This window comes from Altererythrobacter ishigakiensis (assembly GCF_001663155.1).
GTDB lineage: Bacteria > Pseudomonadota > Alphaproteobacteria > Sphingomonadales > Sphingomonadaceae > Erythrobacter > Erythrobacter ishigakiensis.
This window is the reverse complement of sequence record NZ_CP015963.1, coordinates 235,650-258,387: the sequence shown is the minus strand read 5'-3', so window position 1 is coordinate 258,387 and position 22,738 is coordinate 235,650. Positions and strand designations below refer to the sequence as shown.

20 protein-coding genes are annotated in these 22,738 nt (G+C 57.7%); 9 read left to right on the top strand and 11 right to left on the bottom strand.

The genetic code is table 11. From position 1 onward, the window contains the following. Positions 1–87: 87 nt before the first annotated feature. The gene (locus tag A6F69_RS01260; protein ID WP_067596592.1) at positions 88–1,614 is read left to right on the top strand and encodes a helicase HerA-like domain-containing protein; all 1,527 of its coding nucleotides are present in this window, start codon (positions 88–90) and stop codon (positions 1,612–1,614) included. Here A6F69_RS01260 and A6F69_RS01255 read toward each other — a convergent pair. From A6F69_RS01255 to A6F69_RS01235, 5 genes are all read right to left on the bottom strand, one after another. Next, positions 1,611–3,011 (bottom strand): sensor histidine kinase, encoded by a 1,401-nt coding sequence (locus A6F69_RS01255; protein ID WP_067596591.1) that lies wholly within the window; start codon positions 3,009–3,011, stop codon positions 1,611–1,613. The genes A6F69_RS01260 and A6F69_RS01255 overlap by 4 nt on opposite strands. A 2-nt stretch (positions 3,012–3,013) precedes the next feature. Then, complete coding sequence (locus A6F69_RS01250) at positions 3,014–3,757, bottom strand: response regulator (protein ID WP_067596590.1); 744 nt, start codon at positions 3,755–3,757, stop codon at positions 3,014–3,016. A 62-nt stretch (positions 3,758–3,819) separates the two neighbouring features. After that, the gene (locus tag A6F69_RS01245) at positions 3,820–4,488 is read right to left on the bottom strand and encodes an EF-hand domain-containing protein (RefSeq protein ID WP_067596589.1); all 669 of its coding nucleotides are present in this window, start codon (positions 4,486–4,488) and stop codon (positions 3,820–3,822) included. A gap of 209 nt (positions 4,489–4,697) precedes the next feature. After that, positions 4,698–5,090 (bottom strand): VOC family protein, encoded by a 393-nt coding sequence (locus A6F69_RS01240; protein ID WP_067602166.1) that lies wholly within the window; start codon positions 5,088–5,090, stop codon positions 4,698–4,700. A gap of 79 nt (positions 5,091–5,169) precedes the next feature. Continuing rightward, entirely contained in the window at positions 5,170–6,975 is a 1,806-nt protein-coding gene (locus A6F69_RS01235) for an aminopeptidase P family protein (protein WP_067602163.1), read from the bottom strand. Between the two features lie 130 nt (positions 6,976–7,105). Here A6F69_RS01235 and A6F69_RS01230 point away from each other — a divergent pair, with 130 nt between their 5' ends. From A6F69_RS01230 to A6F69_RS01205, 6 genes are all read left to right on the top strand, one after another. After that, positions 7,106–9,283 (top strand): S9 family peptidase, encoded by a 2,178-nt coding sequence (locus A6F69_RS01230; RefSeq protein WP_067596588.1) that lies wholly within the window; start codon positions 7,106–7,108, stop codon positions 9,281–9,283. Further along, the gene (locus tag A6F69_RS01225; protein WP_067596587.1) at positions 9,280–9,684 is read left to right on the top strand and encodes an acyl-CoA thioesterase; all 405 of its coding nucleotides are present in this window, start codon (positions 9,280–9,282) and stop codon (positions 9,682–9,684) included. Before A6F69_RS01230 ends, A6F69_RS01225 begins: the two co-directional genes overlap by 4 nt. Before the next feature lie 5 nt (positions 9,685–9,689). After that, positions 9,690–10,940, top strand: coding sequence for an NADH:flavin oxidoreductase/NADH oxidase family protein (locus A6F69_RS01220; RefSeq protein ID WP_067596586.1), 1,251 nt, complete (start codon positions 9,690–9,692; stop codon positions 10,938–10,940). A gap of 136 nt (positions 10,941–11,076) precedes the next feature. After that, entirely contained in the window at positions 11,077–12,465 is a 1,389-nt protein-coding gene (locus A6F69_RS01215) for an OprO/OprP family phosphate-selective porin (protein WP_083984625.1), read from the top strand. Between the two features lie 117 nt (positions 12,466–12,582). Beyond that, entirely contained in the window at positions 12,583–13,626 is a 1,044-nt protein-coding gene (locus A6F69_RS01210; RefSeq protein WP_067596585.1) for a substrate-binding domain-containing protein, read from the top strand. A gap of 118 nt (positions 13,627–13,744) precedes the next feature. Further along, on the top strand, positions 13,745–14,938 hold the full coding sequence (locus A6F69_RS01205) for a fumarylacetoacetate hydrolase family protein (protein WP_067596584.1): 1,194 nt from the start codon (positions 13,745–13,747) through the stop codon (positions 14,936–14,938). Positions 14,939–14,944: 6 nt separating this feature from the next. On the opposite strand, the gene A6F69_RS01200 is transcribed toward A6F69_RS01205, so the two are convergent. From A6F69_RS01200 to A6F69_RS01175, 6 genes are all read right to left on the bottom strand, one after another. Continuing rightward, positions 14,945–15,913, bottom strand: coding sequence for a sugar-transfer associated ATP-grasp domain-containing protein (locus A6F69_RS01200; protein WP_067596583.1), 969 nt, complete (start codon positions 15,911–15,913; stop codon positions 14,945–14,947). 3 nt (positions 15,914–15,916) lie between these two features. Beyond that, positions 15,917–16,963 (bottom strand): 7TM domain-containing protein, encoded by a 1,047-nt coding sequence (locus A6F69_RS01195; RefSeq protein WP_218916039.1) that lies wholly within the window; start codon positions 16,961–16,963, stop codon positions 15,917–15,919. 22 nt (positions 16,964–16,985) lie between these two features. Further along, on the bottom strand, positions 16,986–17,921 hold the full coding sequence (locus A6F69_RS01190) for a hypothetical protein (protein ID WP_067596581.1): 936 nt from the start codon (positions 17,919–17,921) through the stop codon (positions 16,986–16,988). 297 nt (positions 17,922–18,218) lie between these two features. After that, positions 18,219–18,509: a hypothetical protein gene (locus tag A6F69_RS01185; protein ID WP_067596580.1), complete on the bottom strand. Its 291-nt coding sequence runs from the start codon at positions 18,507–18,509 to the stop codon at positions 18,219–18,221. Between the two features lie 56 nt (positions 18,510–18,565). Continuing rightward, positions 18,566–20,917 (bottom strand): FtsK/SpoIIIE family DNA translocase, encoded by a 2,352-nt coding sequence (locus A6F69_RS01180; RefSeq protein WP_067596579.1) that lies wholly within the window; start codon positions 20,915–20,917, stop codon positions 18,566–18,568. A gap of 78 nt (positions 20,918–20,995) precedes the next feature. After that, entirely contained in the window at positions 20,996–21,532 is a 537-nt protein-coding gene (locus tag A6F69_RS01175) for a thiamine phosphate synthase (protein ID WP_245638309.1), read from the bottom strand. A 22-nt stretch (positions 21,533–21,554) separates the two neighbouring features. On the opposite strand from A6F69_RS01175, the gene A6F69_RS01170 reads away from it, so the two are divergent. Both A6F69_RS01170 and A6F69_RS01165 read left to right on the top strand, forming a co-directional pair. Continuing rightward, positions 21,555–22,232 carry a YggS family pyridoxal phosphate-dependent enzyme gene (locus tag A6F69_RS01170; RefSeq protein ID WP_067596577.1) on the top strand — a complete coding sequence of 226 codons (678 nt, stop codon included), beginning with the start codon at positions 21,555–21,557 and terminating at the stop codon, positions 22,230–22,232. After that, positions 22,229–22,687, top strand: coding sequence for a hypothetical protein (locus tag A6F69_RS01165; RefSeq protein WP_067596576.1), 459 nt, complete (start codon positions 22,229–22,231; stop codon positions 22,685–22,687). The genes A6F69_RS01170 and A6F69_RS01165 overlap by 4 nt, the downstream gene beginning before the upstream one ends. Positions 22,688–22,738 lie beyond the last annotated feature (51 nt).

Here is a 22,738-nt window from a genome sequence, read left to right as displayed (position 1 = left end):
ACAAGTCTATCACTTGACCACCTGTGCTAGGCTGCGCCAGACAGTTTAGCGCAATTTCTTTAGGCGTTGGGGACGCAAGAACACATCATGAGCAGTATTTTCATTGGGCTCGCCGCAAATGGTGAGAAGCAATATCTCGATCTGAGCCGCGCGAACCGGCACGGGCTTATCGCTGGTGCGACCGGCACGGGTAAGACTGTGACCTTGCAGGGACTGGCTGAAAGCTTCTCTGCCAATGGGGTCCCCGTATTCGTTGCGGACGTAAAGGGCGATTTGTCGGGCATTTCCATGCCCGGCTCCCCTAAGTTCAAGCATGCTGACAAGCTGGAAGGCCGCGCCAAAGAACTCGGCATGGACGATTATGACTATTCAGACAATCCGGCGGTTTTCTGGGATCTTTACGGCGAGCAAGGCCATCCGATTCGCACGACTGTTTCCGAAATGGGGCCCCTGCTGCTTTCGCGTCTGCTCGATTTGAATGACACGCAGGAAGGCGTGTTGCAGATCATTTTCCGCCATGCAGATGACAACGGCTTGCTTCTGCTGGACTTCGAAGATTTGCAGGCGGTGCTGATGTGGGCGGCAGAGAACGCAAAGGAGCTGTCCGGCACATACGGCAATGTTTCAAAGCAATCAGTGGGGGCCATCCAGCGCCAGCTGCTAAGCTTCGAAAGCCAGGGCGCGGACATGTTCTTTGGTGAACCGGCGCTGGAAATCGATGATTTCCTGAAATGTGATGAGCAAGGGCGCGGGAATATCAATGTGCTCGCCGCGGACAAATTGATGCGAAGCCCGAAGCTTTATGCCACTTTCCTGCTGTGGCTGCTCGCTGAGCTGTTCGAGAGCTTGCCGGAAGTGGGCGATCCGGAAAAACCCAAGCTCGTGTTCTTCTTCGACGAAGCCCACTTGTTGTTCGATGACGCGCCCAAGGCGCTGGAAGAAAAGATCGAGCAAGTCGTCCGCCTCATCCGTTCGAAAGGCGTTGGCGTCTATTTCTGCACGCAAAACCCGATCGATATACCGGAAGAGGTCGCGGGCCAGTTGGGCAATCGCGTGCAGCACGCCCTGCGTGCTTTCACTCCGCGCGATCAACGCGCGATCAAAGCCGCGGCGGAGACGTTCCGTATCAACCCCGATCTCGATGTTGCTGAGGCGATTACAGAGCTGAAGGTTGGTGAGGCGCTTGTGTCGACATTGGACGAAGACGGCGCGCCTACTGTGGTTCAGCGCACGCTGATCAAGCCACCACGCTCTCGCCTTGGCCCGGTTACCGTAAAGGAACGTGCGATCATCCAGTCGATCTCTCCGGTCGAAGGCAAATATGATGAGCGGGTGGACCGTCAAAGCGCTGAAGAAGTGCTGGCGGCAAAAGCGCTGGATGCCGCAGAAACCGCCAAGGAAGTCGAAGAGAAGGGCGAGGAGGAAGTCGGCAAGCGCAGCCGAAAGACTGCCAGCTGGTGGGAGAAGGCCGGCAAAGCTGGGATCAAGGCCGCGGCCGGGTCGCTTGTGTCAATCGGCGTTGCCGCGGCGATGGGTAAGAAATCGAGTGCAGACCCTGTGCGCACCGGTGCCAACGCTTTTGTGCGAAATGTCCTTGGCAGTCTGATGCGTTAAAACGGCAAACGGATCTCCGCGCGCAGCCCCCCTTCCGGCCGGTTTGCAAGGGTCAGCTGGCCATTGTGCTGAAGTGCAATGGCGCGCGCGAGCGTCAATCCCAGACCTGCGCCTCCCGTGGCGCGATTGCGGCTGCCTTCGCCCCGCTGAAAAGGCTCCAGCATCGCGGCGATCTGCTGCGCGGGAATACCCGGGCCATTATCTTCGACTGCAATCATCGCATGCCCATCGTCTTCTGCGAGACTAAGGCGCGCTTCCTTGCCGTATCGCAGCGCGTTATCAATCAGATTGCGGATTGCGCGGCGCAGGAGAGTAGAGCGAAGCGGCAAGGCAATACGCGGGATATCTCCCAAAGTGACAGGCTTGCCCAGATCCTCATATTCCTCTGCAACCGAAGCGACCAGCGCACTCAGTTCCGTATTCTCAAGCTGCTCGCCCGGTCTGCCGACGCGCGCAAGTTCCAGAATATCATCCAGCGTACGGGTGATATCCTCTATACTGTCAGCCATGCGCGCTCGTTGTGTCTCATCAGGAACGGACTCGATGCGAACTCTCAATGCGGCGAGCGGAGTTTTCAGATCATGCCCGATAGCGCCAAGCATGACGTCCTTCTCGTCGAGCAAGGCAGCAATCCGCGCTTCCATGGCGTTGTGTGCGGCGATCAATCGGCGGGTATCGGCCGGTCCGCGCTCTTCAAGGTGCACCGCTTTGTCCGGGTTTTCCGAGAAATCGCTGACGCGCGTTGTCAAGGCAGCGAGCGGGCGCGTAATCCGCCTGAGAACAAGGAAATGCAAGGCGAACAGGACGGCAAAGGTTACCAGAGTCTGGAATATTATCGTACGCACAGCTCCGTCCGGTCGTCTTGGCAGAGGTTGGCGAACGACGTCCCAGCCGGAACCATCAGCGCGCTCTATGCCGGCGACGATTATCTGTCTTCGCGACCAATCGCCTGGGCCCAGCCTCTTCTGTAAGCGGGGCCGGTTCGCGATTGCTGGATCATCGCCTGCTCGCCGCACTGTGACCACAACTTGCTGAGGCTGGATCTCTTGGTCGAGAAGCGTTTCGCGCAAAGCTTCTTCATACCTAGCAACACGCTTTTCGCTGTTCTTGACAGGGGAACTTTCCGAACAGGAGTATGCGTTGGCGCGCGCGCGCTGTGGTTGGCGTGAAACAGCATTGTTGCGTTCTTCTTGCATAGCATTGCGCAGCGCTCGTCGTTCAGCCGCCCGCTCCTCGGCATTGATAACGCGCAACGCGATCTGGTTGATTGCTATCTCATCGCGGCGCTGCTCCGCCGCACGAAACAGCAGGACACCGGATATCGCCTGGCCAATGAACAGCCCCAGCGCGAGGACCAGCATCACCTGGCCGAGCAAGCTCTTGGGTAACAAACGCATGCTCAGCTAGCCTCAGCTGGTACGCGGGTCACATCAGCTGCCAATTGGTAGCCCCCGCCACGCACAGTCAGGATCAACTGCGGGTTGCGGCGGTCGCTTTCTATCTTGCCGCGCAGACGGCTGATCTGGTTGTCTACCGCGCGGTCAAACAGATGTGCTTCACGGCCTTGAACCATATCGAGCAATTGGTCGCGGTCGAGCACAATGCGAGGGCGATCGAGAAAGGCGCGCAACATACGGAATTCGGCGGTAGAGACAGGAACCAGAACCCCTGCGGGATCAGTCAGGCGACGCTTTAGTGGATCGAGCTTCCAGCCTTCAAACACGTATTGCCAATCTTCTTCGGCGTCGCTCATGTCTGCGTTCTTTGTGGCGCGACGCAAGACACTGCGGATGCGTGCAACCAGCTCGCGTGGCTCAAAAGGCTTGGTGACATAGTCGTCCGCACCCATCTCAAGCCCAAGGATCCTATCCATGGCTTCGCTTTGCGCGGTCAAGAGGATGATGGGGGTGTCGCCATTCTCAACCAGATGTCGCGTTAGAGACAGGCCGTCTTCGCCCGGCATCATGATATCGAGCAGGACCAGATCGGCATGTTCGCGCATGAGATAGCTACGGGCGAGAGCGGCGCTTTCTACGTCGATGACGTCAAACCCCTGACCGGTCAGGTAATCGGCCAGGGGCTCGCGCAAAGTCGGTTCATCATCGACCAGCAGGATTTTTTTTGGCGCTGCTTGCTCAGACATATTGCGTCACTCTTGCCGTAGCATTCGCTTGGGCTCAACCGTATGCCAGTCAATTATTGCTATCAGCGTGCGCCGCGCTTTTCTCGTTTTCCCTTGTGAGCTTCACGCGCCGCCTTTCGCTCTTCGGCGGTAATAACGCCGGATCCATCGGAATCCATCCGATTAAAGCGGGCCTCGACTGCTGTGTCGAATTCGGCGCGTGTCACAATCTTGTCGCCATTTGTGTCTGCCCGACGCAACATAGCCATGGCGCGTGCTGGTCCTCGACGTCCTTGGCGTCCTTCATGGTCCCGGCGTTCTTTCATACGTGCGCGCCTTGCTTCACGGGCGGCGCGCATTTCGGCTTCTTTCAAGCCGCCGCTGCCATCTTTATCCGCGCGGGCAAACATGCGCTCTGCACGCTCGCCCTTGCGTTCTTTGCGCTCGGCGCGGCGTGCTTCACGGGCAGCCTGCATCTCTGCCTGCGAGACCTCTCCGTCGCCATCCGCATCCATTCTGGCAAAGCGTTCAGCCTGCCGAACCGCACGATCAGCTTCGTCGATCTGTCCGTTTCCATCGGCATCCGCGCGCGCGAACATCTTCGCGCTATGAGCTTGCGCTTCTTCGAGAGAGATCTCGCCGTCTCCATTAGCATCGGGCCCGCGCTTGCCGTGGTGATCGTCGGCCAATGCGATGCTGGCGGTGCTCAAGGCTAGTGCGCTGGCGGCGAGAGTGTTTGTGAGTTTACGCATTCTGCAATTCTCCTGCGAGTGATTCAGATGAACTGCGCAGGAGCCGACCGGCAAGCTTGGGGTAGGGGGTCGTCACGTTCGCCCGCCGATCCTGTGCAGTTCGTATCTGAATCCTAGCGAGTGCTTGTCGCAGGATTTTGTCATTCAGCGCAAGATTTGTCGCAGTTTGTATCGCGCGACGCCGTGCGTTCAGCTGACCGCAATCCGGATCACGCGTCCGCCATCAAGAATGCGTTGAGCTTGTTACCGTCCGGATCACGGAAATAGCTTGCGTAGAAGACCTTGCCATTTTCATCGGGTTCACCGCGAGGTCCGGGCGCGCCTTCATCGCTGCCGCCATGCGCCATGGCAATGTCATAAAGCCGGTGGACCTGTTCTTTGTCCTTGGCTTCAATCGCCACCATCGTACCGTTCCCGACTGTGGCTTCCTTGCCGTCGAACGGTTTGGTAGCGGCAATACCTGCGCCTCCATCCCACGCACCCCACGCGATAAACGTATCGAAGTCCATCATTCTTCCGACGCCCATTTCTGCTGCAATCGCGTCATAGAATTTGGCCGCACGTGGCAGATCGTTCGTGCCAAGCGTTACATATCCGATCATCATGTCTCTCCCAGTGTAGTCGCGTCTGTCGCGACTTGTAGCGTGAGAACATTAAGGGAACATACGGTGTGCTACAAGCTCAAAGCTTAGCACAATGCCTTTCAAGCCATGCCAGATCTTCGCCTTCCATCTGCGGGCTGAGAATGTCCCACACCTTGGCGTGATAATGATTCCACCACGTGATCTCGTCAGCGGTCAGGAGGGACTTCTCAACCAGTGCACGGTCGATCGGCACAAAGGTCAGGCATTCGAAACCAAGATAGTCGCCCTCTGCACCTTCGATGTCCTGCCGTACTGTCAGGATCAGGTTCTCTATACGAATGCCGAATTCGCCTGCCTTGTAATATCCGGGCTCATTGGAGAGGATCATGCCTTCGAACAGTTCCTCATCCGCTCCGGGCTGACCACCACCAAGTTTGGCGATACGCTGCGGCCCTTCATGGACTGAAAGGAAGCTGCCCACGCCGTGCCCAGTGCCGTGTGCATAATCGACACCTGCCTCCCACAGATACTGCCGCGCAAAAGCATCCAGCTGACCGCCGCAGGTCCCTTGGGGGAAGATAGCGCGATCAATCTGGATGTGGCCCTTGAGTACACGGGTGAAACGGTCCTTCATTTCAGCAGTCGGCTCACCGGGTCCAACCCAGACGGTGCGCGTGATATCGGTTGTGCCCGCCGGATATTGACCACCCGAGTCGCACAGGAAGATAGAGCTGGGCGGAATTGGAATATTGCTGTCTTCATCGACTTTGTAGTGCGGCAGCGCTGCGTGACCTGCCGCGGCAGAAATCGTGTCGAAGCTGATATCTCTTAGGTTGCCCAGTTCGCAGCGGAATTCGAGCAATTTGGCGGCCGCAGCCAGCTCATCCACTTCGCCAGATGGCGCAGTTTCCTCGATCCAGCGCAGGAATCGGCTGACAGCGACACCATCGCGTGCCTGCGCATCTCGATGCCCTTGCTGCTCGACCGCGTTCTTGATCGCGCGCGGCAAGATGGTGGGATCGCGGTCGAAACTGACGGTCGCGCCACCTGCCTCCAGCGCCTGCGCAATCCCCGCCACGCCATAGTTCGGATCAACCGCAACTTTTTTGCCCGCCATCTGACCCAGCGCGTCAGCAAAAGTGCCGCGCTCGCGGATTGTGACGGCATTGCCCAGATGCTGCGTCAGCTCTGGAGTCACTTTCTCCTCGCCGATGAATAATTCTGCGGTGCCGTCCGCATGCGCGATGACATAACTTAGTGCGACCGGTGTATGCGCAATGTCGGATCCGCGGATGTTGAGCAACCATGCCACCGAATCAAGCGCGGATACAACCGCTGCATCATGCCCCTCGGCCTTGAGCCAATCGGCAATCTCGGCCCGTTTCTCAGCTGAAGAACGCCCGGCGTGCTCGTCATCCTGAATTATCGCCACAGCGTCCGAGGGCTCCGGCTGATCCTGCCACACAGCATCTAGGGGGTTGCCGTCAACCGGAACGAGCGTTGCCCCGATCTTCGCCATTTGCTTCTCGACTGTTTTCACCCATGCGTGGCTATGCAGCCATGCGTCATAGCCGATGCGCGCACCTTCACTGGCATTGGCAGCGATCCATCCGCCGATCGTATCCTTCGGAACGGAGCGATATTCGAACAGTTTTTCATCCACTTGCTCACGCACTTGCACAGTGTAGCGACCGTCCACAAATATCGCTGCGGTCTCCAGCAGTACAGCTGCGCTACCCGCGCTGCCGCCGAAGCCGGTCAGCCATTCGAGCCGCTGGGCATAGGCGCCGACGTATTCGCTCATATGCTCATCCGAAATGGGTATGATGAATCCGTCGATTTCGCGGCGCTTCAATTCCTGCCTGAGTGCGTCCAGTCGCGCTTCGTGGGTTTGCATCAACATATAATCGATCCTGCGTGTTGTTCGCTTCATGCTTGCGGCATGCGCGCTAATCTCTAAACGACTCATCACATAGTCTTACCTGGCGCATGTTTCCACCCGCGCCGGGGTCGCAAGGAAGGATGCAAATCCCATGAGTTTCACACGCATCGCGTCGAGTGCGATCGCGGCCTGCCTTATGGCGATGCCGATCGCCGCCGCCCATGCCGCCAATCAAGAGGACAAAGACATAGTGACCAGCGAGGCACCCGCCGCGCCGCCAATCGCAGAAAAGCGCGAGCATACTTACACGCATCACGGAATCACGATTTCCGATCCCTATCACTGGCTCAAAGACCAGTCCTATCCGACGATAGATGATGAGGACGTGCTTGATTACGTCAAAGCGGAGAATGCCTGGTTCGAAGCACGCATGGCACCGCAGAAGGCGCTGACGGATACCTTGTTCGAAGAGATGAAGGCGCGGATCAAGGAAGATGACAGCACCGTTCCGCAAAAGGATGGCGACTGGGTCTATTGGTCCGAATTCGAAGAAGGTGCGCAGTATCGCAAGCACTATCGTCGTCCGGCCGCGGGCGGTGATGTAGAGATGATTCTGGATGAAAATGAGTTGGCGGAAGGTCATGAATACTTCCGCCTCGGTGCGCTTTCGATCAGCGACAATGGCCGCTTTATGGCCTATTCAACCGACACGAGCGGGGCCGAGCGCTATACCGCGCGGATCAAGGATCTGCAGACCGGTGAGATGCTATCCGACGAGATTCCCGAAACGCGTACCGGGCTGATCTGGCTCGCGGGCGACACCATGATCGCATACGGGAAGACCAACGAAAATTGGCGGGTCGACAATGTGCGACTGCATACGATTGGTAAGCCTGTTGAAGACGATGTCATTATCTACAAGGAAGAAGACATCACTTTCAGCGTAGGGTCCGGCCTCAGTGCGCAGGACGACTGGCTGATCATTGGTGCAGGCGACAATGAGACCAGCGAAGTGCGGCTGGTGCGCGCGGATAACCCGACCGGTGAGCAGATCCTGATCAAACCGCGCCAGAAAGGTGTCGAATATTCGGTCGATGTGCGCGACGGTGAAATTTTCATCTGGACCAACGACGATCACATCAATTTCCGCCTCGCCAAGGCTTCGCTGGAAAACCCCGGCGAATGGGAAACCGTGATCGCCGGATCAGACGAATTCTATCTGACCGGATTTGAACTGTTCAAGGATTTCTATGTCACCGAAGGGCGGTTGAAGGGTTTGGACCAGATCCAGATCCGCAGTTACGCCGATGCTTCCGACATAAAGTCGATCGATTTCCCAGAGGCCAGCTACAACACCGGCCTTTCGAACAATCCCGAATATGATGTCAGCAAGCTGCGGCTTGCCTACGAAAGCATGGTTACGCCGGATTCGGTTTACGACTATCATCTCGCATCGGGCGAGCTTGAGCTGTTGAAGCAACAGGAAATCCCGAGCGGTTATGACGCCTCACTCTATACGACCGAGCGGGTCGAAATCACTGCGCGGGATGGCACCAAGGTCCCCGTCAGCATTGTGATGCGCAAAGACAGAGAGATGGGCGGCCCGCTGCATCTCTATGCATACGGCTCCTACGGCTATGCCGTTCCGCCGGGCTTCTCGACCACACGCCTCAGCCTGGTTGATCGCGGTTTTGCCTATGCCATCGCGCATATTCGTGGCGGGGATGATCTGGGTCGTCGCTGGTATCTGCAAGGCAAGATGTTTGAGCGCCGCAACACCTTCAACGATTTCGTTGATGCGGGGCGCGGGTTGATTGAGCTGGGCTATACCAGCGAAGGCAAGGTCACGGCGTCAGGCGGTTCTGCCGGCGGTGAACTGATGGGCGCAGCCATCAATCAAGATCCCAAGCAATATGGCGCAGTTGTCAGCCATGTACCCTTCGTCGATGTGCTCAACACGATGCTTGATGAAAGCCTGCCGCTGACCCCAGGGGAATGGCAGGAATGGGGCAACCCTATCGAGAGCAAGGAAGCCTTTGCCTACATTCTCAGCTATTCGCCGTATGATCAGGTGACGGCACAGGACTACCCGCCACTCCTCGTGACAGCTGGCCTTAACGATCCGCGCGTCACCTATTGGGAGCCGGCCAAATGGGTTGCCAAGCTGCGTGACCTAAAAACCGATGACAACGAGCTACTGCTGAAAACCAATATGGGCGCAGGGCACGGCGGCAAATCAGGTCGCTGGAACTCGGTCTATGAAGTGGCGGAAGAATTCGCCTTTATCCTGTGGCAGATGGGCCTGACGGACATTGAGGGGGCCGATTGACCTCTCTTTTCACTCGAACATTCACGGCATTGCCCGAGCACATTGATGAGCTCGGGCATGTCAACAACACGGTTTGGGTTGGCTGGGTTCAGGATATCGCGACGGCCCATTGGGATACTGCAGCGAGATCGGAAGACAATGCGAAATACTTCTGGGTCGTGATCCGGCACGAGATTGATTATCGCGGCAATATCGCTGCTGGCGAAAGCGTGACGGGTGAAACCTGGATCGATGGCGCAGCCAAGGGCGCCAAGTCTGACCGTCGGGTCGACTTCAGAAACGAAACAGGCAAGGTCATCGTGTCTGCCCGCACCACATGGGCGATGCTTGATCGGCAAACCCAGCGGCTTGTGCGCGTACGCCCAGAAGTGATAGCGCCCTTTCAGCTATCGGGGGATTAAGCCACATGACCAAGAGCCCATTGTTTCAGCCATTAACGCTGCCCAACGGCAGCACGCTCCCAAACCGCATCTGCAAGGCGGCGATGGAGGAGAACATGGCGGTACAGCCGGGGCAATATCCGAGTGAGAAGCTGTTGGCGCTTTACCGTCAGTGGGCGGCTGGTGGCGCGGGCATGCTGCTGTCAGGCAATGTCATGGTCGATCCGTCTGCGCTGACTGGCCCGGGCGGTGTTGTGCTGCAAAAGGGTACTGATTTGGCGCCGTTCAAGGAATGGGCGGAGATCGGCCAATCCTATGGTGGGCAATTTTGGCTGCAGATCAGCCATCCCGGTCGCCAGCTGTACAAGAGCCTGGGCGAAACCGCAGTGTCGCCTTCGGGTGTGGAGCTCAATCTTGGCAAATTTTCCTCGCTCTTCGCACCGGTCCGCCGGTTGGAAGTAGACGAAATCGAAGCAATCATCACGCGCTTTGCTGATACGGCGGAGATGGCGGAGGAGGCTGGCTTTGACGGCGTGCAAATCCACGGCGCTCACGGCTATCTGATCAGTCAATTCTTGTCGCCGCTGACCAACAAGCGCGATGACGAGTGGGGCGGTAGCCTTGAAAACCGCGCGCGCTTCTTGCTGCGGATTGTCGAAGCGGTGCGCCAGCGTGTGAAGCTCAGCTTCGGCGTGGGCCTGAAGCTCAATTCGGCGGACTTCCAACGCGGCGGCTTTGAGTTCGAAGACGCACGCCAGGTGGTTGAATGGCTCAATGGTCACGGGCTGGATTTCGTCGAGCTTTCCGGCGGCAGCTATGAAAGCCCTGCCATGCAAGGAAATCCGCAGGAAGGCTCAACTGGAGAGCGGGAAACTTACTTTATCGATTTCGCCCGTCAGATCGCGAAGGTTGCCGATATGCCGATCATGGTGACCGGCGGCATCACGAAGATGGAAGTTGCTGAAGCAGCGCTGGCGAAAGATGAAGCGGGTTTTGGGGTGCAATTGCTGGGAATTGCGCGTGCGCTGGCCAGCGATCCGAATCTGCCAAAGCATTGGCGTGAAGGTACAAACGCAGAAGTTTCGCTTCCCCAGGCCGGATTCAAAAGCGCGACTCTCAATGGCCTCGCCACTATGGCGCTGACCAAGCAGCAGCTTGAGAAAATGGCAAAGGGCAAGGCGCCAGGCGACGGCGGTTCAGCGACAATTGCTCTTGTTGCTGATCAATGGCGTGCGGCGCGACGGGCCAAAAAGTACCGCGCCTGGCGCTCAAGATAGCTCGCCCTGTGAAAAACTATTATCTCTTTATTTCCGAGCCTTAAGTCCGCTGAAGATGCGGCGCTTTGCCCTGTCTCAAAACTGTAATTTTCTCGTCATAGGTGCGTTGCAGAACGATCACGGGATTATCACAAAAATGAAACGTAATTTGCTTCTCGCCGCCTCTGTCAGCGCAATGTTGTTTGCTCAGCCGGCTCTGGCGCAAGATAACGCTGAACTTGCTGCAGAACTGGCTGAAATGCGCGCCACGATGGCTGCAATGGCTGAACGCATCGACTCGCTCGAAGCGGAACTGGCTGAGGCGGAAGCCAAGGCAGACGTCGCAGTTACGCAGGCCGCAGCAGCATCGCAAGCTGCATCCACCGCAAGCGAGACAGCAACTGCGGCAGTTGCTGCAGCTGGCGCTGGCGCAAGCATCGCCTTCAAAGGCGCGCCGGAGATCAAAGCGGATGGGGGCTGGAGCTTCAAGCCGCGTGGGCGCCTGCAATATGATGCTGGTTTCACCTCGGTGCCATCTTCGACAGGGCGTAGTGACGGTTTTGGCAGCGAAGCGCGCCGCGCACGTTTGGGCGTTTCAGGCGATATGCCTGGCGGTTTCGGTTACAAGTTCGAAGTCGATTTCGCGGGCAATGACGTTGCCGTGACGGATGCCTTGATTTCTTACGAAGCCGGCGATGCTGAAATCGCGGTTGGCCAGATGAACAATTTCCAGTCACTGGAAGAATTGACCAGCTCGCTTCACACCAGCTTTATCGAACGTGCGGCATTCACCGATGCGTTCGGATTCGAGCGTCGTGTAGGTGCAGCGGCCACTTTCAGCAGCGGCGATGTTCTGATCCAGACCGGTCTTTTCACGGACAATATGGAAGACCTCTCCAACAAGAACTGGAGCGCGGATGGCCGCGTTGTTTTCAGCCCCAAGGCGGGCGACGCTCAGCTACACTTTGGTGGTTCAGTGCATTATTCAGACCTCGAAGCTGGTGAGACCGTTCGTTATCGCCAGCGTCCGTTGGTCCACTTTACCTCGGAACGCTTCGTCAACACCGGCAATCTGGGCGCGACCAGCGAGTTCGGTTTTGGACTTGAAGGCGCATTCATTGCGGGTCCGTTCCACGGCGTGGTTGAAGGGCATTGGCAGAATGTGAATTTGCCGATGGGCGCGGCCGACCCGACATTCTTTGGCGGCTACGCAGAGGTAGGCTACTTCCTCACCAAAGGCGACACACGTGGCTACAAAGGCGGCAAGTTTGACCGTACGAAGCCAGCCAATCCAGTGGGTGAAGGCGGTATGGGCTCGGTCCAGCTCAACGCCCGCTATGATCGCCTCGACTTGAGCGACGCTGGGATCGTTGGCGGGACACAGGACGGCTATTTCCTCTCGCTGGTCTGGAAGCCGACTGACTACACCATGCTGCTCGCGAACTATGGCAAGCTCGACTATTCGAATGCGGTACATCCGACTGCAACCGGCGACACGGACTATAACGTAGATGTCGTCGGAGTGCGCGCGCAGATCGACTTCTGATCAATCGAGACGGCCATGAGAATAGGCTCATGACCGACTCACAACTGTCATATTCCTGTCACGCAGTTCCCTTAGGCAGAGGACAATTCTCCAGGGATCAAATCAAGGACTACCTCAATGCGTCACATTAAAACTATTGGACTTCTTGCAATTTCAAGCCTCGCGCTCGCTGCGTGCGGTGAAAGCGCCGGCGGTGGAACCCGCGATTCAATCCGCGCAGTTGGCTCCTCAACGGTGTTTCCGTTCGCCAAGCTGGTTGCGGAAAGTTTTGCGCGCTCAAACCCCGAATTCAACTCGCCTCTGATTGAATCGACCGGAACTGGTGGCGGCATGAACCTGTTCTGCTCGGGCATTGGGCCCAGCACACCAGATATGGCCAATGCATCACGTCGTATGAAGGCGAGCGAATTTGCAGCATGTCAGGAAAACGGCGTCACAGACATCGTTGAATTGCAGGTCGGCCTGGACGGTCTTGCCTTTGCCTCGGCGCAAGGCGGCATCATGATGAACCTTTCGCCAAAGATCGTTTACGAAGCACTGGCGGCAAGCCCCTATGGCGGCGAGCAGACCAATGAAACATGGTCAGACGTTGATCCGTCACTGCCGAACGAGCCGATTTTTGTCTACGGCCCGCCGTCCACTTCTGGCACGCGCGATGCGCTTAAGGAACTCGTTCTCGAAGTTGGCTGTAAGAGCAATCCAGAGATGGAAGCTCTGAAGGAGAGCGACGAAGACAAGTATGATCAGGTCTGCACCGAGGTGCGCGCTGACGGCAAATATGTCGACCAGGGCGAGCAGGACAATCTGATCGTTCAGAAAATCGAGAACAACCCGCGTTCGATCGGTATCTTCGGCTTCAGCTATCTCGAAGAAAACGCGGATAAGGTGCAGGGCCTGCCGATGAACGGCGTCGACCCGACTTATGAGAACATCTCGAACTTCTCATATCCGGGCGCACGTCCGCTATACGTTTATGTGAAGGCAGCGCATCGCAATGCAATCCCGGGTCTGGATCAGTATTTGCAAGAGTGGGCCAAGAGCTGGGGGCCGGGCGGTTCGCTCAGCGAGATCGGCCTTGTCCCTTCACCGGATGCAGAGCGCGCCAAGAACGAAGCTGCAGTTAATGAATACACACCGATGACGGGCGAAGATCTGAAGTAATCCCTCTCCCTCCCGATTGCTTCAAAAGTGGCGCCGCTCTGCCCCCAATGGCAGGGCGGCGTTTTCTTTGCCGGCGAATGACGTTAGGCTCGGCTCAAGACCGGTTGGAGGGCAAAGCATGGCAAAGCTGGCAAAGGCATCTGCAATACTGACCCTGTTAGCGGGCGGGATACTGCTGGCACTATGGGCGACGTCACCCGATCCCAGGTTCAATCCGGCCAGTTTCGAGGACGCGCCACTGGAAATGAAGATCGCCCCTTTGGATGAGGCGGTCACTTTAGCGCAGACTATGGAGGCGAACGCTCAGCCTGCGACACTAATGGTGACGGATTTTTCCGGTGACACTATTCGCGCGGTAAACCTGTCACAAGCGACAGGCAATTCGAGCGCAGATCCATTCGAGGTGTTGGCATTATTATCCGACGAACAATTGATTGCCCTTGCAGAGCTCGACGGTCTGCAGGCAGTTTATCAGATGTCCGACCTGCTTCCGGCTGCACCCGCCGGTGACCGGCACATCGGGACCGGCACCAATTTCCCTGAGCACGCCGAAGAGGCGTCGAGCAGCGCGGTCTTCATGTTCCCCAAATTCGGTATGGCCACTCCGGCGCGGACAAGGGTTGAGGCGCGTGATGATGTGCTGCTCGACTATGAGATCGAACTGTGCATGCGCTTTGATCGGCCTGTCGCGTCGCTTGAAGATTTTGATGCTGCGACCAAGGGCGTGTTCCTTTGCGGTGATTTTACCGATCGCGCGACGCTCACACGGATGGTCGATCCGGACAATCTCGATTCCGGTAGCGGCTTCAGCGATTCCAAAAGCCGCGCGGACTTCTATCCTTCAGGGGCATTCCTGGTGATTCCACGCGATTGGAAGAGCTTCATTGCTAGTGAGCGATTCATGACTTTCGTCAATGGAGAGCCACGCCAGGATGCCCGCGGCGGTGAGATGACACTCGATTTTCGTGAGCTGGCTGAAAAGGCGTTTGGCGAGATGGGTACCGCGCGCTTCCTGTATCAAGGGAATTACTTCGAGATGACGCCACAATCGCAGATTGATGCGGGCATTACGTTGATGTCGGGTACAGCGGAAGGGGTCATCTTCACTTCTCCCACACGCGGTGACATCATCGAAGGCGGCGCGAATTGGGTTTTCGGGGGCGGCTGGGCGCGTGGCGAGGGCCTGATACCGACAATCATCGAGGCCTTCTTAGAGAACGAATTCGAAGGCGGACATTTCCTTCAGCCGGGTGATGTCGTGACTTACCGTTCTACGCGGCTTGGTGACATACGCATCGAAGTTGCGGAGTAACGCTACTCATTTGAAATCCTCGCCGGCGGCATGCATACGCGCTTTCAGGCCTTCCTGGTTTATGTTCTGAATCTCGATGCCGGGGTGGGCATTTACTTCAATGATTAGCGGCCCGTCATTGACGTCTAATACGATGTCTGAGCCCGAGTAGCCGAGCCCGATCGCAGGTCCGCACTTGCCGGCCAGCTCAAGCACGCGATCCCAATGCGGGACCTGAAAACCGATCAGTTTTTTGCCAGTATCAGGGTGATGTGTGATGACTTCGCCTTTCACGAGCGCTCGCGTTATTCGCCCGGTTTCGAGAGAAACGCCCGCGCCAATGGCGCGCTGGTGCAGGTTGGCCTTACCATCGGATTCATTGGTTGGCAGGCGCAGCATGGCCATCAGCGGCGTGTTGTGGAGGCAAATTACGCGCAGATCTGGCAGCCCCTCAGGCACCAGATGGGCGATTGCCGGATCGGCGCGGATCAAGGGTTCGATCAGCGCGGCGTCTTCGCTCGCAGAGTCGCCTGAAAAACCGCCGTCGATGATCTTGTTGATGTGGTTGATGACGTCATTAGGCGTCATCGGCGTGCCAGATCCCTTGTACCACGTATTCCCTTCTCGGCGCAGCGCCAGCAGGATCCCGTCGCCCTGAGAGCCGCGGGCGGGCTTGATCGCCCAGCTATCAGGCATGTCTCGCTCTGGCTTGAACGCCATCATCGACTGGTAGTCATCGATTACCGCAACTGTCCCGGTACATGCGATCCCCGCGGCCTCCAGCGCCACCTTCGCTGCGACCTTGTCACGTGCCCGTTCGATCGCGATGCGCGGATTGTATTTGGCAATGATGGCATTGCGCTGGTTGATGCCAAGAATTTCCTCGAAAGCACTCAGGTCCTGTGGTTTGGGCTTGTGTGCCGGGCGCAGCGCTTCAGGAGCGGCGGCAGGGCTCGCATGCTTGCGTTCAAAGCGTTTCATCAAATCCATGAACATGGGTCAGACGTCCTCTTCTTCGCGGACGATCCACGCGTTGTAGACAAGCGGGCGTTTGCGCTTGGCCTCAGATGCGCCAATGCGAGGCTCAAACTGAGCCCCGCTATCAGGTTTCCGGATTGGCTGCGGCACGCGTCGCCTTCGCCTTCGATCAGTCAGATCTTCCGCGGAGCGGATGACCCACATACCTTCGACCGGAGGCGCGCGTTCCTTGGCCTCTTCAATCCCGATGCCGGCGCGCCGTTTGAACAGCTCTTCAACTTCGTCGTCTTCCAGTGCTTGCTCGCGCGCCATTCGTCGCCGTTCAAGCCAGATCGGTGCAAAGCGCTTGATCTCCGAAAGTCTCAACCCGCGGTATCGGCCGAGTATCGCGATCGCTACTGCGGTGAACGCCGGCATCAACAGCGGTGACATCTCGATCAGAGCCAGCGCAAATTGCGAGACCATCACAAACTGGATGACCAGTGCGAGAATGAACGTGCTGAAGGCGATGAAGGCGGCCTCTTTCGGTCCGTCCTTTTCCCACTGTTTCCACCAGCGCTCAACGACCAGCGCGGTCACGATCACGGGGAATGCGTCCACCTGCAAGTTGGTATCGAGGATGATCTGTAGGCCCACAAGGACAAGCACAACGAGTGAGATCAGCACACCCAGGAAGCCAACGCGCGTCATCCGCAATTTTAGCAAGGTTGGGGTTACGATCATTCCGGTAAGCACCGAGGAAATCAGAACTATCGGGCCCATGATCGGGCCGATTTGCAGGAAGGCCAACGCGATCAGCATGGGGGTGAACAGACCAAACGCCTTCACCCCGACAAAGCTGCGGGCGAGCACCACGAGGAACGCGCCCAAGGGCAAGACCATCAACAGGTTGGATGGTCTGAGGCCCCAGATTGCGTAGGAGGTTGCCGTACCTTCGAAGGAGGAAGGCATGGCGAAAAAGCTGCCGGTGTTCAGGAAACCGGCAAGCACAAGCGCCGCCAGGACAGCCCCGACGGCAAGGCCGATGTAGAAGGGGCGCCGCACTTGCGGCGTGGCGCGCCCCCACACTCGGCGTAGATTAGAGATCAGCTCAGAGAGCATACCCAACCGTCAGAGTGAAACGGTATCCCTCACGATCACGGGTCGCGAGGTTGCTGCTCGAAGTGATATATTTGGCTTCGGCTTCGATGCGCCAGCGGTCGGGCCACCACATCAGCTCGACTTCCGGCACGAACAGTTCGTCATTGCGACGCGCACCGGTTTCGGTCAGTCGTCCGTCGAACTTTGTGTTGAGATATTCGACCGCAGGCCGGACGCGCAGGTCACGGGTCAGCGGATGGGTGTAGGAAACCTTGGCAGACTGGCGCTGGTAACCGCGACGGGGATCATCCGAATTGATCTCTTCGGCGCGCGCATCTAGGGTCACGTAGTGGTAGCGGCCAAGACGGTGGCGATACTGCACATCAAGCCGCGGCCCTTCGCCGGTGGTCTGCGCGCCGCCGGTCCCGTTGTCATATTCACGCTCTCGCCAGGTGGCTCTGGCGCGGAAGCGGTGGGCGCGCTTCGGCTCGTAGGTGACCTGCACCGAACCCTGAATCTCGTCGGTATCGGAGGATTCCGCGGTCACCAGATCGTCGTAGTATCGGGCACGGAGCTGGATATCCCAGTCTTCGTTCAGTTCCTGATCGAACTGCGCGGTGATGCGATTACGGTTGCTGTCACGGCGGCCATCGCCCAGGCGAACGACTTCGATCCGGTCGGCCTCCAGGCGGAACCGTGTATCCTCGTCCTCGAGATCAAAAGCGAGCTGACTGCGGAAGGTCAGCGCGTCGCCGTCAACCACGATCTGCTCGTCACGTGTCGCTGTTTCCGCGCTGACCACGCCCGCTTCGACGCGGGCACTTGGCTCGAGGGTCCACCCCCCTTCCTGCGCCATGGCACTTGCTGGTGTGAAACCGAGGCACGCGATGCTCAAGACGAGCATGAAAGCGCGGCCTATCCCCCTGTAGGCTTTGTTCTTAGTCATCTACGCACGAATACGCAGATGTCGTTTAGAAATTCCTAACCCTGATTTTAAACCACGCGCGAACCATGCGCGGGTCGCACGCCCGATACACGCGGGTATATACACCCCGTGCGAGCAGACCCCCAATTTTGTGAGCCAAATCGGTTATTCAAGGTGTTAAAATAGTTCCAAAAGCGTCACAAATTGTGACGTCAATGCGGCGTTCCGCCAAAACCCGCTAACCAATGATCTTGAGGGTGATTGGATACCAAGATCCGTGCGATCCACGATTGTCCGCTAACGACCCAATAGCGGACATCAGGCGCGGAGCTCGGTTACATAATTACTCAGCGCGTCAGCAAATTCATTTGCCCGTTGATGAATGCCGGGTGCCTCGCCAAGGCCCATGTATTCAGTTTCAATACTGACCAAGTAGCTCGTCACTTCTTGTCGGCTCTCGCCATTCCACAAGCGCCCAGCCGCTTGGAGTAGATAACTGTCGTATTCATCTTCGGACCAATCTTCGGTCCCACTCAGTCCAATTGGGTCCCACTTCGCCCAACCAATTTCACGAAGCCTCGAAAGCTTAAACTTGGGGCGACCAGTCATCCGCTAATCCTACACGCTTGATGACCGCTTTCTACCCAATTTCAGCTCTATAGACGCTAAATAGGATTGCCGTCTTGGTCGCGGTAGATATCGCGGCGGCCAACGTGGTTTGCGGGGCCAACCAGCCCTTCGGCTTCCATCCGCTCGATCCATTTGGCTGCCGTGTTGTAGCCTACACCCATCTGGCGCTGCAGCCATGATCCAGAAGCCTTTTGATTCTCGATCACGATCTGACACGCCTGGCGGTATTTGCGCTCTTCCGGGCTGTCAGACGCGGTCAACTCGTCTTCGAAGCTAAGCCCGCCGCCATCTTCGGGCTCTTCGGTGACCGCGTCGATGTATTCGGGCTTGCCCTGGCCGCGCCAATAGTTGGCAACCCGTTCCACCTCGTCATCACTGACGAAGGGCCCGTGAACGCGGATCAGCGCGCCCGTGTTCGGCTTGTAGAGCATGTCGCCACGCCCCAGCAGCTGCTCCGCGCCCTGTTCGCCCAGGATCGTGCGGCTGTCGATCCGGCTGGTCACCTTGAAGCTGATACGGGTGGGAAGGTTTGCCTTGATCACACCTGTGATGACATCGACCGAAGGGCGCTGTGTCGCCATGATCAGGTGAATGCCCGCCGCGCGCGACTTTTGCGACAGCCGCTGGATCAGCACCTCGATCTCCTTGCCGACGGTGACCATCAGGTCGGCCAGCTCGTCAACGATCAACACGATCATCGGCAGTGGCTCGTAATCGAGCTGCTCTTCCTCATACAGCTCCTCGCCCGTTTCCGGATCAAAGCCGGTCTGCACCCGCCGGCCGAGCGGCTTGCCCTTCGCTGCGGCAGCGCGCACCTTCTCATTGAAACCGCCGATATTGCGCGAATTGACGCTGCTCATCATGCGATAGCGGCGCTCCATTTCCTCGACCGCCCATTTGAGCGCACGAACCGACTTGTGCGGCTCTGTTACCACCTGCGACAGCAAGTGCGGAATGTCATCATAACTCTTTAATTCCAGCACCTTAGGATCAATCAGGATCAGCTTGCATTCGGCTGGCGTGAAACGATAGAGCAGCGACAAGAGGATCGCGTTGAGGCCAACCGACTTACCAGAACCGGTGGTACCGGCGACCAGCAAGTGCGGCATCGCGGCGAGGTCTGCGACGATCGGCTCGCCCGCAATATCCTTGCCCAGAATGATCGGCAGCGTTCCTTTGTTCTCAGCAAAGGCAGCGGATGCGGCAAGTTCCTTGAAGCTGACGATCTGCCGTTCAGCATTGGGCAGCTCGATACCCATCACCGTTTTGCCCGGGATCGGCGCAACACGCGCGGAGATAGCGCTCATATTGCGGGCGATGTCCTCTGCTAGTCCCACCACCCGGCTGGCCTTGATCCCCGGCGCCGGTTCCAGCTCGTACATTGTGACAACCGGACCAGTGCGCACCGCGGTAATCTCACCCTTGACGTTGAAATCGTCGAGCACGTTCTCGAGCAGGCGCGCATTACGTTCCAGCGCCATCTTGTCGAGCTTGACCGCCTTATCCTCCGGCATGTCCTCTAGCAGATCCAGATTAGGCAGATCGAAATTCGCAAACATGTCGCGTTGCTTGGCCTTGGCCAGCACGGCTTTCTTCGGCGCCGCCGTGGGATCGCTGATCGTTGGCGAACGGCGCGGCGTGGGTTCCGGCACCGCTTCGTTTTCAGACTTCGCGCGCTTGGCCTTGACGCGCTTGATCGTTGAACCCGAATTGTCATCGGTGATTTCGCGCGTTGAACGCTCCGGCAAGAGACCGCGAACAAAATCAGGCAGAGTCAGCAAGCTCCTCCAGTCAATTGCGAAAACCCTTGTGGTTAAGCCGATGCCGCCTGCAAGACAGGTAACCACCAGGCCACCAGTGACCCATCCAGACAAATCATCACCAAATCGGTTCGCGATGGCATCTATGGCACTGGCGCCTAAAAGGCCCGAAATACCGCCCATTTGGGCTGGCAAGGTACTGTTGGGGCCTTCAAAGACGAGCGAAAGGAAGGTTGAAAGCAGCACCATTGCGATCAGCAGCATGCCCAGCGGCAGCCACCAGCGCGTCGTGTCTTCTTCGTCCTCGTGCTCTATCCCTTGCCACAGCTTGCGCGCGCCAATGTATATGAGCGGCAGCAGCAGCACTGACGTGATGCCGAATGTGCCCAGGACCTTGTCCGCAGCCCACGCCCCGCTCGCGCCCATCCAATTGCGAATGTCAGTGCCTGATGCGGCGGTAGAACCAGACGGGTCAGTCTGTGTATAGCTGGCCATTGCCAGAGTCAGAAAGACCAGCAGGATCAGCAGGCCGCCTGCGCCCGCCATTTGCGCAGCGCGGCGCATCGAGCGACGAAATGCCGCCCGCCAATCTGCCTGTCCTTTTTTGCGCATCGAGCGTGTCGCCATGGTGCCAAAATCTCCTGTAAGAACACACCATGAATCTTCCCGGACTCGCGGTCAAGCGAAGTGCGGAATGCTGATTGCTTAACTGAGCCCGTCGATCGCCGCCCAGCGCGAGCATTTCAGGCGCTTGGCATTGCGAACATTCATGCCGCCCAGCGCAATAACCGGCACTTGAGAGTGCCGGGCGAGCATCTTGAACCGGCTGGTGCCAAGGCACGGCGCGCCCGGATGCGAGTTGGTGGCAAACGCAGGTGACAGCATCACTGCATTGGCCTTGACCCGATGCGCGTCCCCAATCTCGCGCATGTCGTGCGCCGTCGCGATCGTCAGCAAGTCTTGCCTGGTCGGATATAGCGCGCGCGGTGATCCGTAGATCCCGTCTGCTCCCCATTCGCGCGCCGTCAATGCGCTGTCTGCCAGAATGACTGCATGGCCATAAGCTCGGCAGCTATGCTTTAGTTCCCGAAACCGGGTCCAGCGCTGCGGATCGCCTAGATGATAATGGCGATAAACGAAGCCAGAACCGCGCGGCAATCGCGCCAAAGCGGATTCAAGAACCGCATCGTTGCGTTCGTCAGAAAGCAGCCAAAGCGCAGGTAGGGACTGGAACTGTGCCATCGTCACGCTATAGCGCGCCGTCATGGCAAATGAAGCTGCAACTCGCCTGGAAGATGTCCGCGCCAATATTGAAAAGGCGTGCAAGCCGTCGCGCCGCGATCCTGATGGCGTCACACTGATTGCAGTCAGCAAGACTCATCCTGCAGAGAAGATCTCACCCCTGCTGGAAGCTGGGCATCGCGTGTTCGGGGAAAACCGGGTTCAGGAAGCGCAACAGAAATGGCCGGCAATTCGCGAAGCCTATCCCGGGGTCGAGCTGCATCTGATTGGTCAGCTGCAATCAAATAAGGCCGAAGATGCTATAGCGTTATTTGACTGCATACACGCATTGGATCGAGTGAGCCTTGTCAAAGCACTTGGCAAAGCCATGGATAAGGCAGGCAAGCGGGTGCCGTGTTTTATCCAGGTCAATATTGGCCAGGAAGAACAAAAGGGCGGTTGCGCAGTCTCCGATTTGCCTTCGCTGATTGAACTGGCGCATTCTGCCGACATTCCGATAGCGGGCCTGATGTGTATCCCACCTCTCGACATCGAGCCTGCACCATTCTTTGCTTATCTGGCCAAGCTGGCTTCCGACAATGGCCTTGAGCAGCTGAGCATGGGCATGAGCGGTGATTACGAAACCGCTGTGATGCTCGGCTCGACCCATGTGCGTGTTGGGACCGCTCTGTTTGGCGAGCGGCGGAAGCAAGAGCAGTGAGTGAGGCGCTGGCGCGGTTTGAAGCCGAATGGCTGCCTCGCCTGAACGCAGGCGCTCGCACTTCGTTTCAACATGGGCTGACACAACCTGACGCAGGACTACATTCTGCGGTGGCTGACGCATTTGTACAGAAGCACGGATACTTGCCCATCGGCTTCAATTGGGAACTGCTTGATGCGCATGGTGACTCGGATAGCCCGCGTACAGCGTTTGGCGAGATCACAAAGGCGATCGCAAACGACATCTCCAACCCCTCGAAGGAATGGCTTGGTTTCACCGCTGCGTCTCGCTGCGCTCAGGACTTCTTGTCAGCATTCGACAGCTCTTCGCTGACAGTTGTCTCGAACCGTTATGACGGATTGTGGAACCCGATCTCAAATGTCAGCGTGGAATGGGGTTTTGTCTGCTTTGATGACAAGCATATCGCGCTGCTCCTGATCGCAGAGCAGAGATAGCCTGCAAAAGAAAAGGGCGCCTCCGAAGAAGCGCCCTTCCCATAATCTCCG

What these genes read in the sequence shown, in the direction of transcription:
- A6F69_RS01260 (WP_067596592.1), top strand. Translation starts at nt 88, where the DNA reads ATGAGCAGTATTTTCATTGGGCTCGCCGCAAATGGTGAGAAGCAATAT.
- A6F69_RS01255 (WP_067596591.1), bottom strand. Translation starts at nt 3,011, where the DNA reads ATGCGTTTGTTACCCAAGAGCTTGCTCGGCCAGGTGATGCTGGTCCTC.
- A6F69_RS01250 (WP_067596590.1), bottom strand. Translation starts at nt 3,757, where the DNA reads ATGTCTGAGCAAGCAGCGCCAAAAAAAATCCTGCTGGTCGATGATGAA.
- A6F69_RS01245 (WP_067596589.1), bottom strand. Translation starts at nt 4,488, where the DNA reads ATGCGTAAACTCACAAACACTCTCGCCGCCAGCGCACTAGCCTTGAGC.
- A6F69_RS01240 (WP_067602166.1), bottom strand. Translation starts at nt 5,090, where the DNA reads ATGATCGGATATGTAACGCTTGGCACGAACGATCTGCCACGTGCGGCC.
- A6F69_RS01235 (WP_067602163.1), bottom strand. Translation starts at nt 6,975, where the DNA reads ATGTTGATGCAAACCCACGAAGCGCGACTGGACGCACTCAGGCAGGAA.
- A6F69_RS01230 (WP_067596588.1), top strand. Translation starts at nt 7,106, where the DNA reads ATGAGTTTCACACGCATCGCGTCGAGTGCGATCGCGGCCTGCCTTATG.
- A6F69_RS01220 (WP_067596586.1), top strand. Translation starts at nt 9,690, where the DNA reads ATGACCAAGAGCCCATTGTTTCAGCCATTAACGCTGCCCAACGGCAGC.
- A6F69_RS01215 (WP_083984625.1), top strand. Translation starts at nt 11,077, where the DNA reads ATGAAACGTAATTTGCTTCTCGCCGCCTCTGTCAGCGCAATGTTGTTT.
- A6F69_RS01210 (WP_067596585.1), top strand. Translation starts at nt 12,583, where the DNA reads ATGCGTCACATTAAAACTATTGGACTTCTTGCAATTTCAAGCCTCGCG.
- A6F69_RS01205 (WP_067596584.1), top strand. Translation starts at nt 13,745, where the DNA reads ATGGCAAAGCTGGCAAAGGCATCTGCAATACTGACCCTGTTAGCGGGC.
- A6F69_RS01200 (WP_067596583.1), bottom strand. Translation starts at nt 15,913, where the DNA reads ATGTTCATGGATTTGATGAAACGCTTTGAACGCAAGCATGCGAGCCCT.
- A6F69_RS01190 (WP_067596581.1), bottom strand. Translation starts at nt 17,921, where the DNA reads ATGACTAAGAACAAAGCCTACAGGGGGATAGGCCGCGCTTTCATGCTC.
- A6F69_RS01185 (WP_067596580.1), bottom strand. Translation starts at nt 18,509, where the DNA reads ATGACTGGTCGCCCCAAGTTTAAGCTTTCGAGGCTTCGTGAAATTGGT.
- A6F69_RS01180 (WP_067596579.1), bottom strand. Translation starts at nt 20,917, where the DNA reads ATGGCGACACGCTCGATGCGCAAAAAAGGACAGGCAGATTGGCGGGCG.
- A6F69_RS01175 (WP_245638309.1), bottom strand. Translation starts at nt 21,532, where the DNA reads ATGGCACAGTTCCAGTCCCTACCTGCGCTTTGGCTGCTTTCTGACGAA.
- A6F69_RS01170 (WP_067596577.1), top strand. Translation starts at nt 21,555, where the DNA reads ATGGCAAATGAAGCTGCAACTCGCCTGGAAGATGTCCGCGCCAATATT.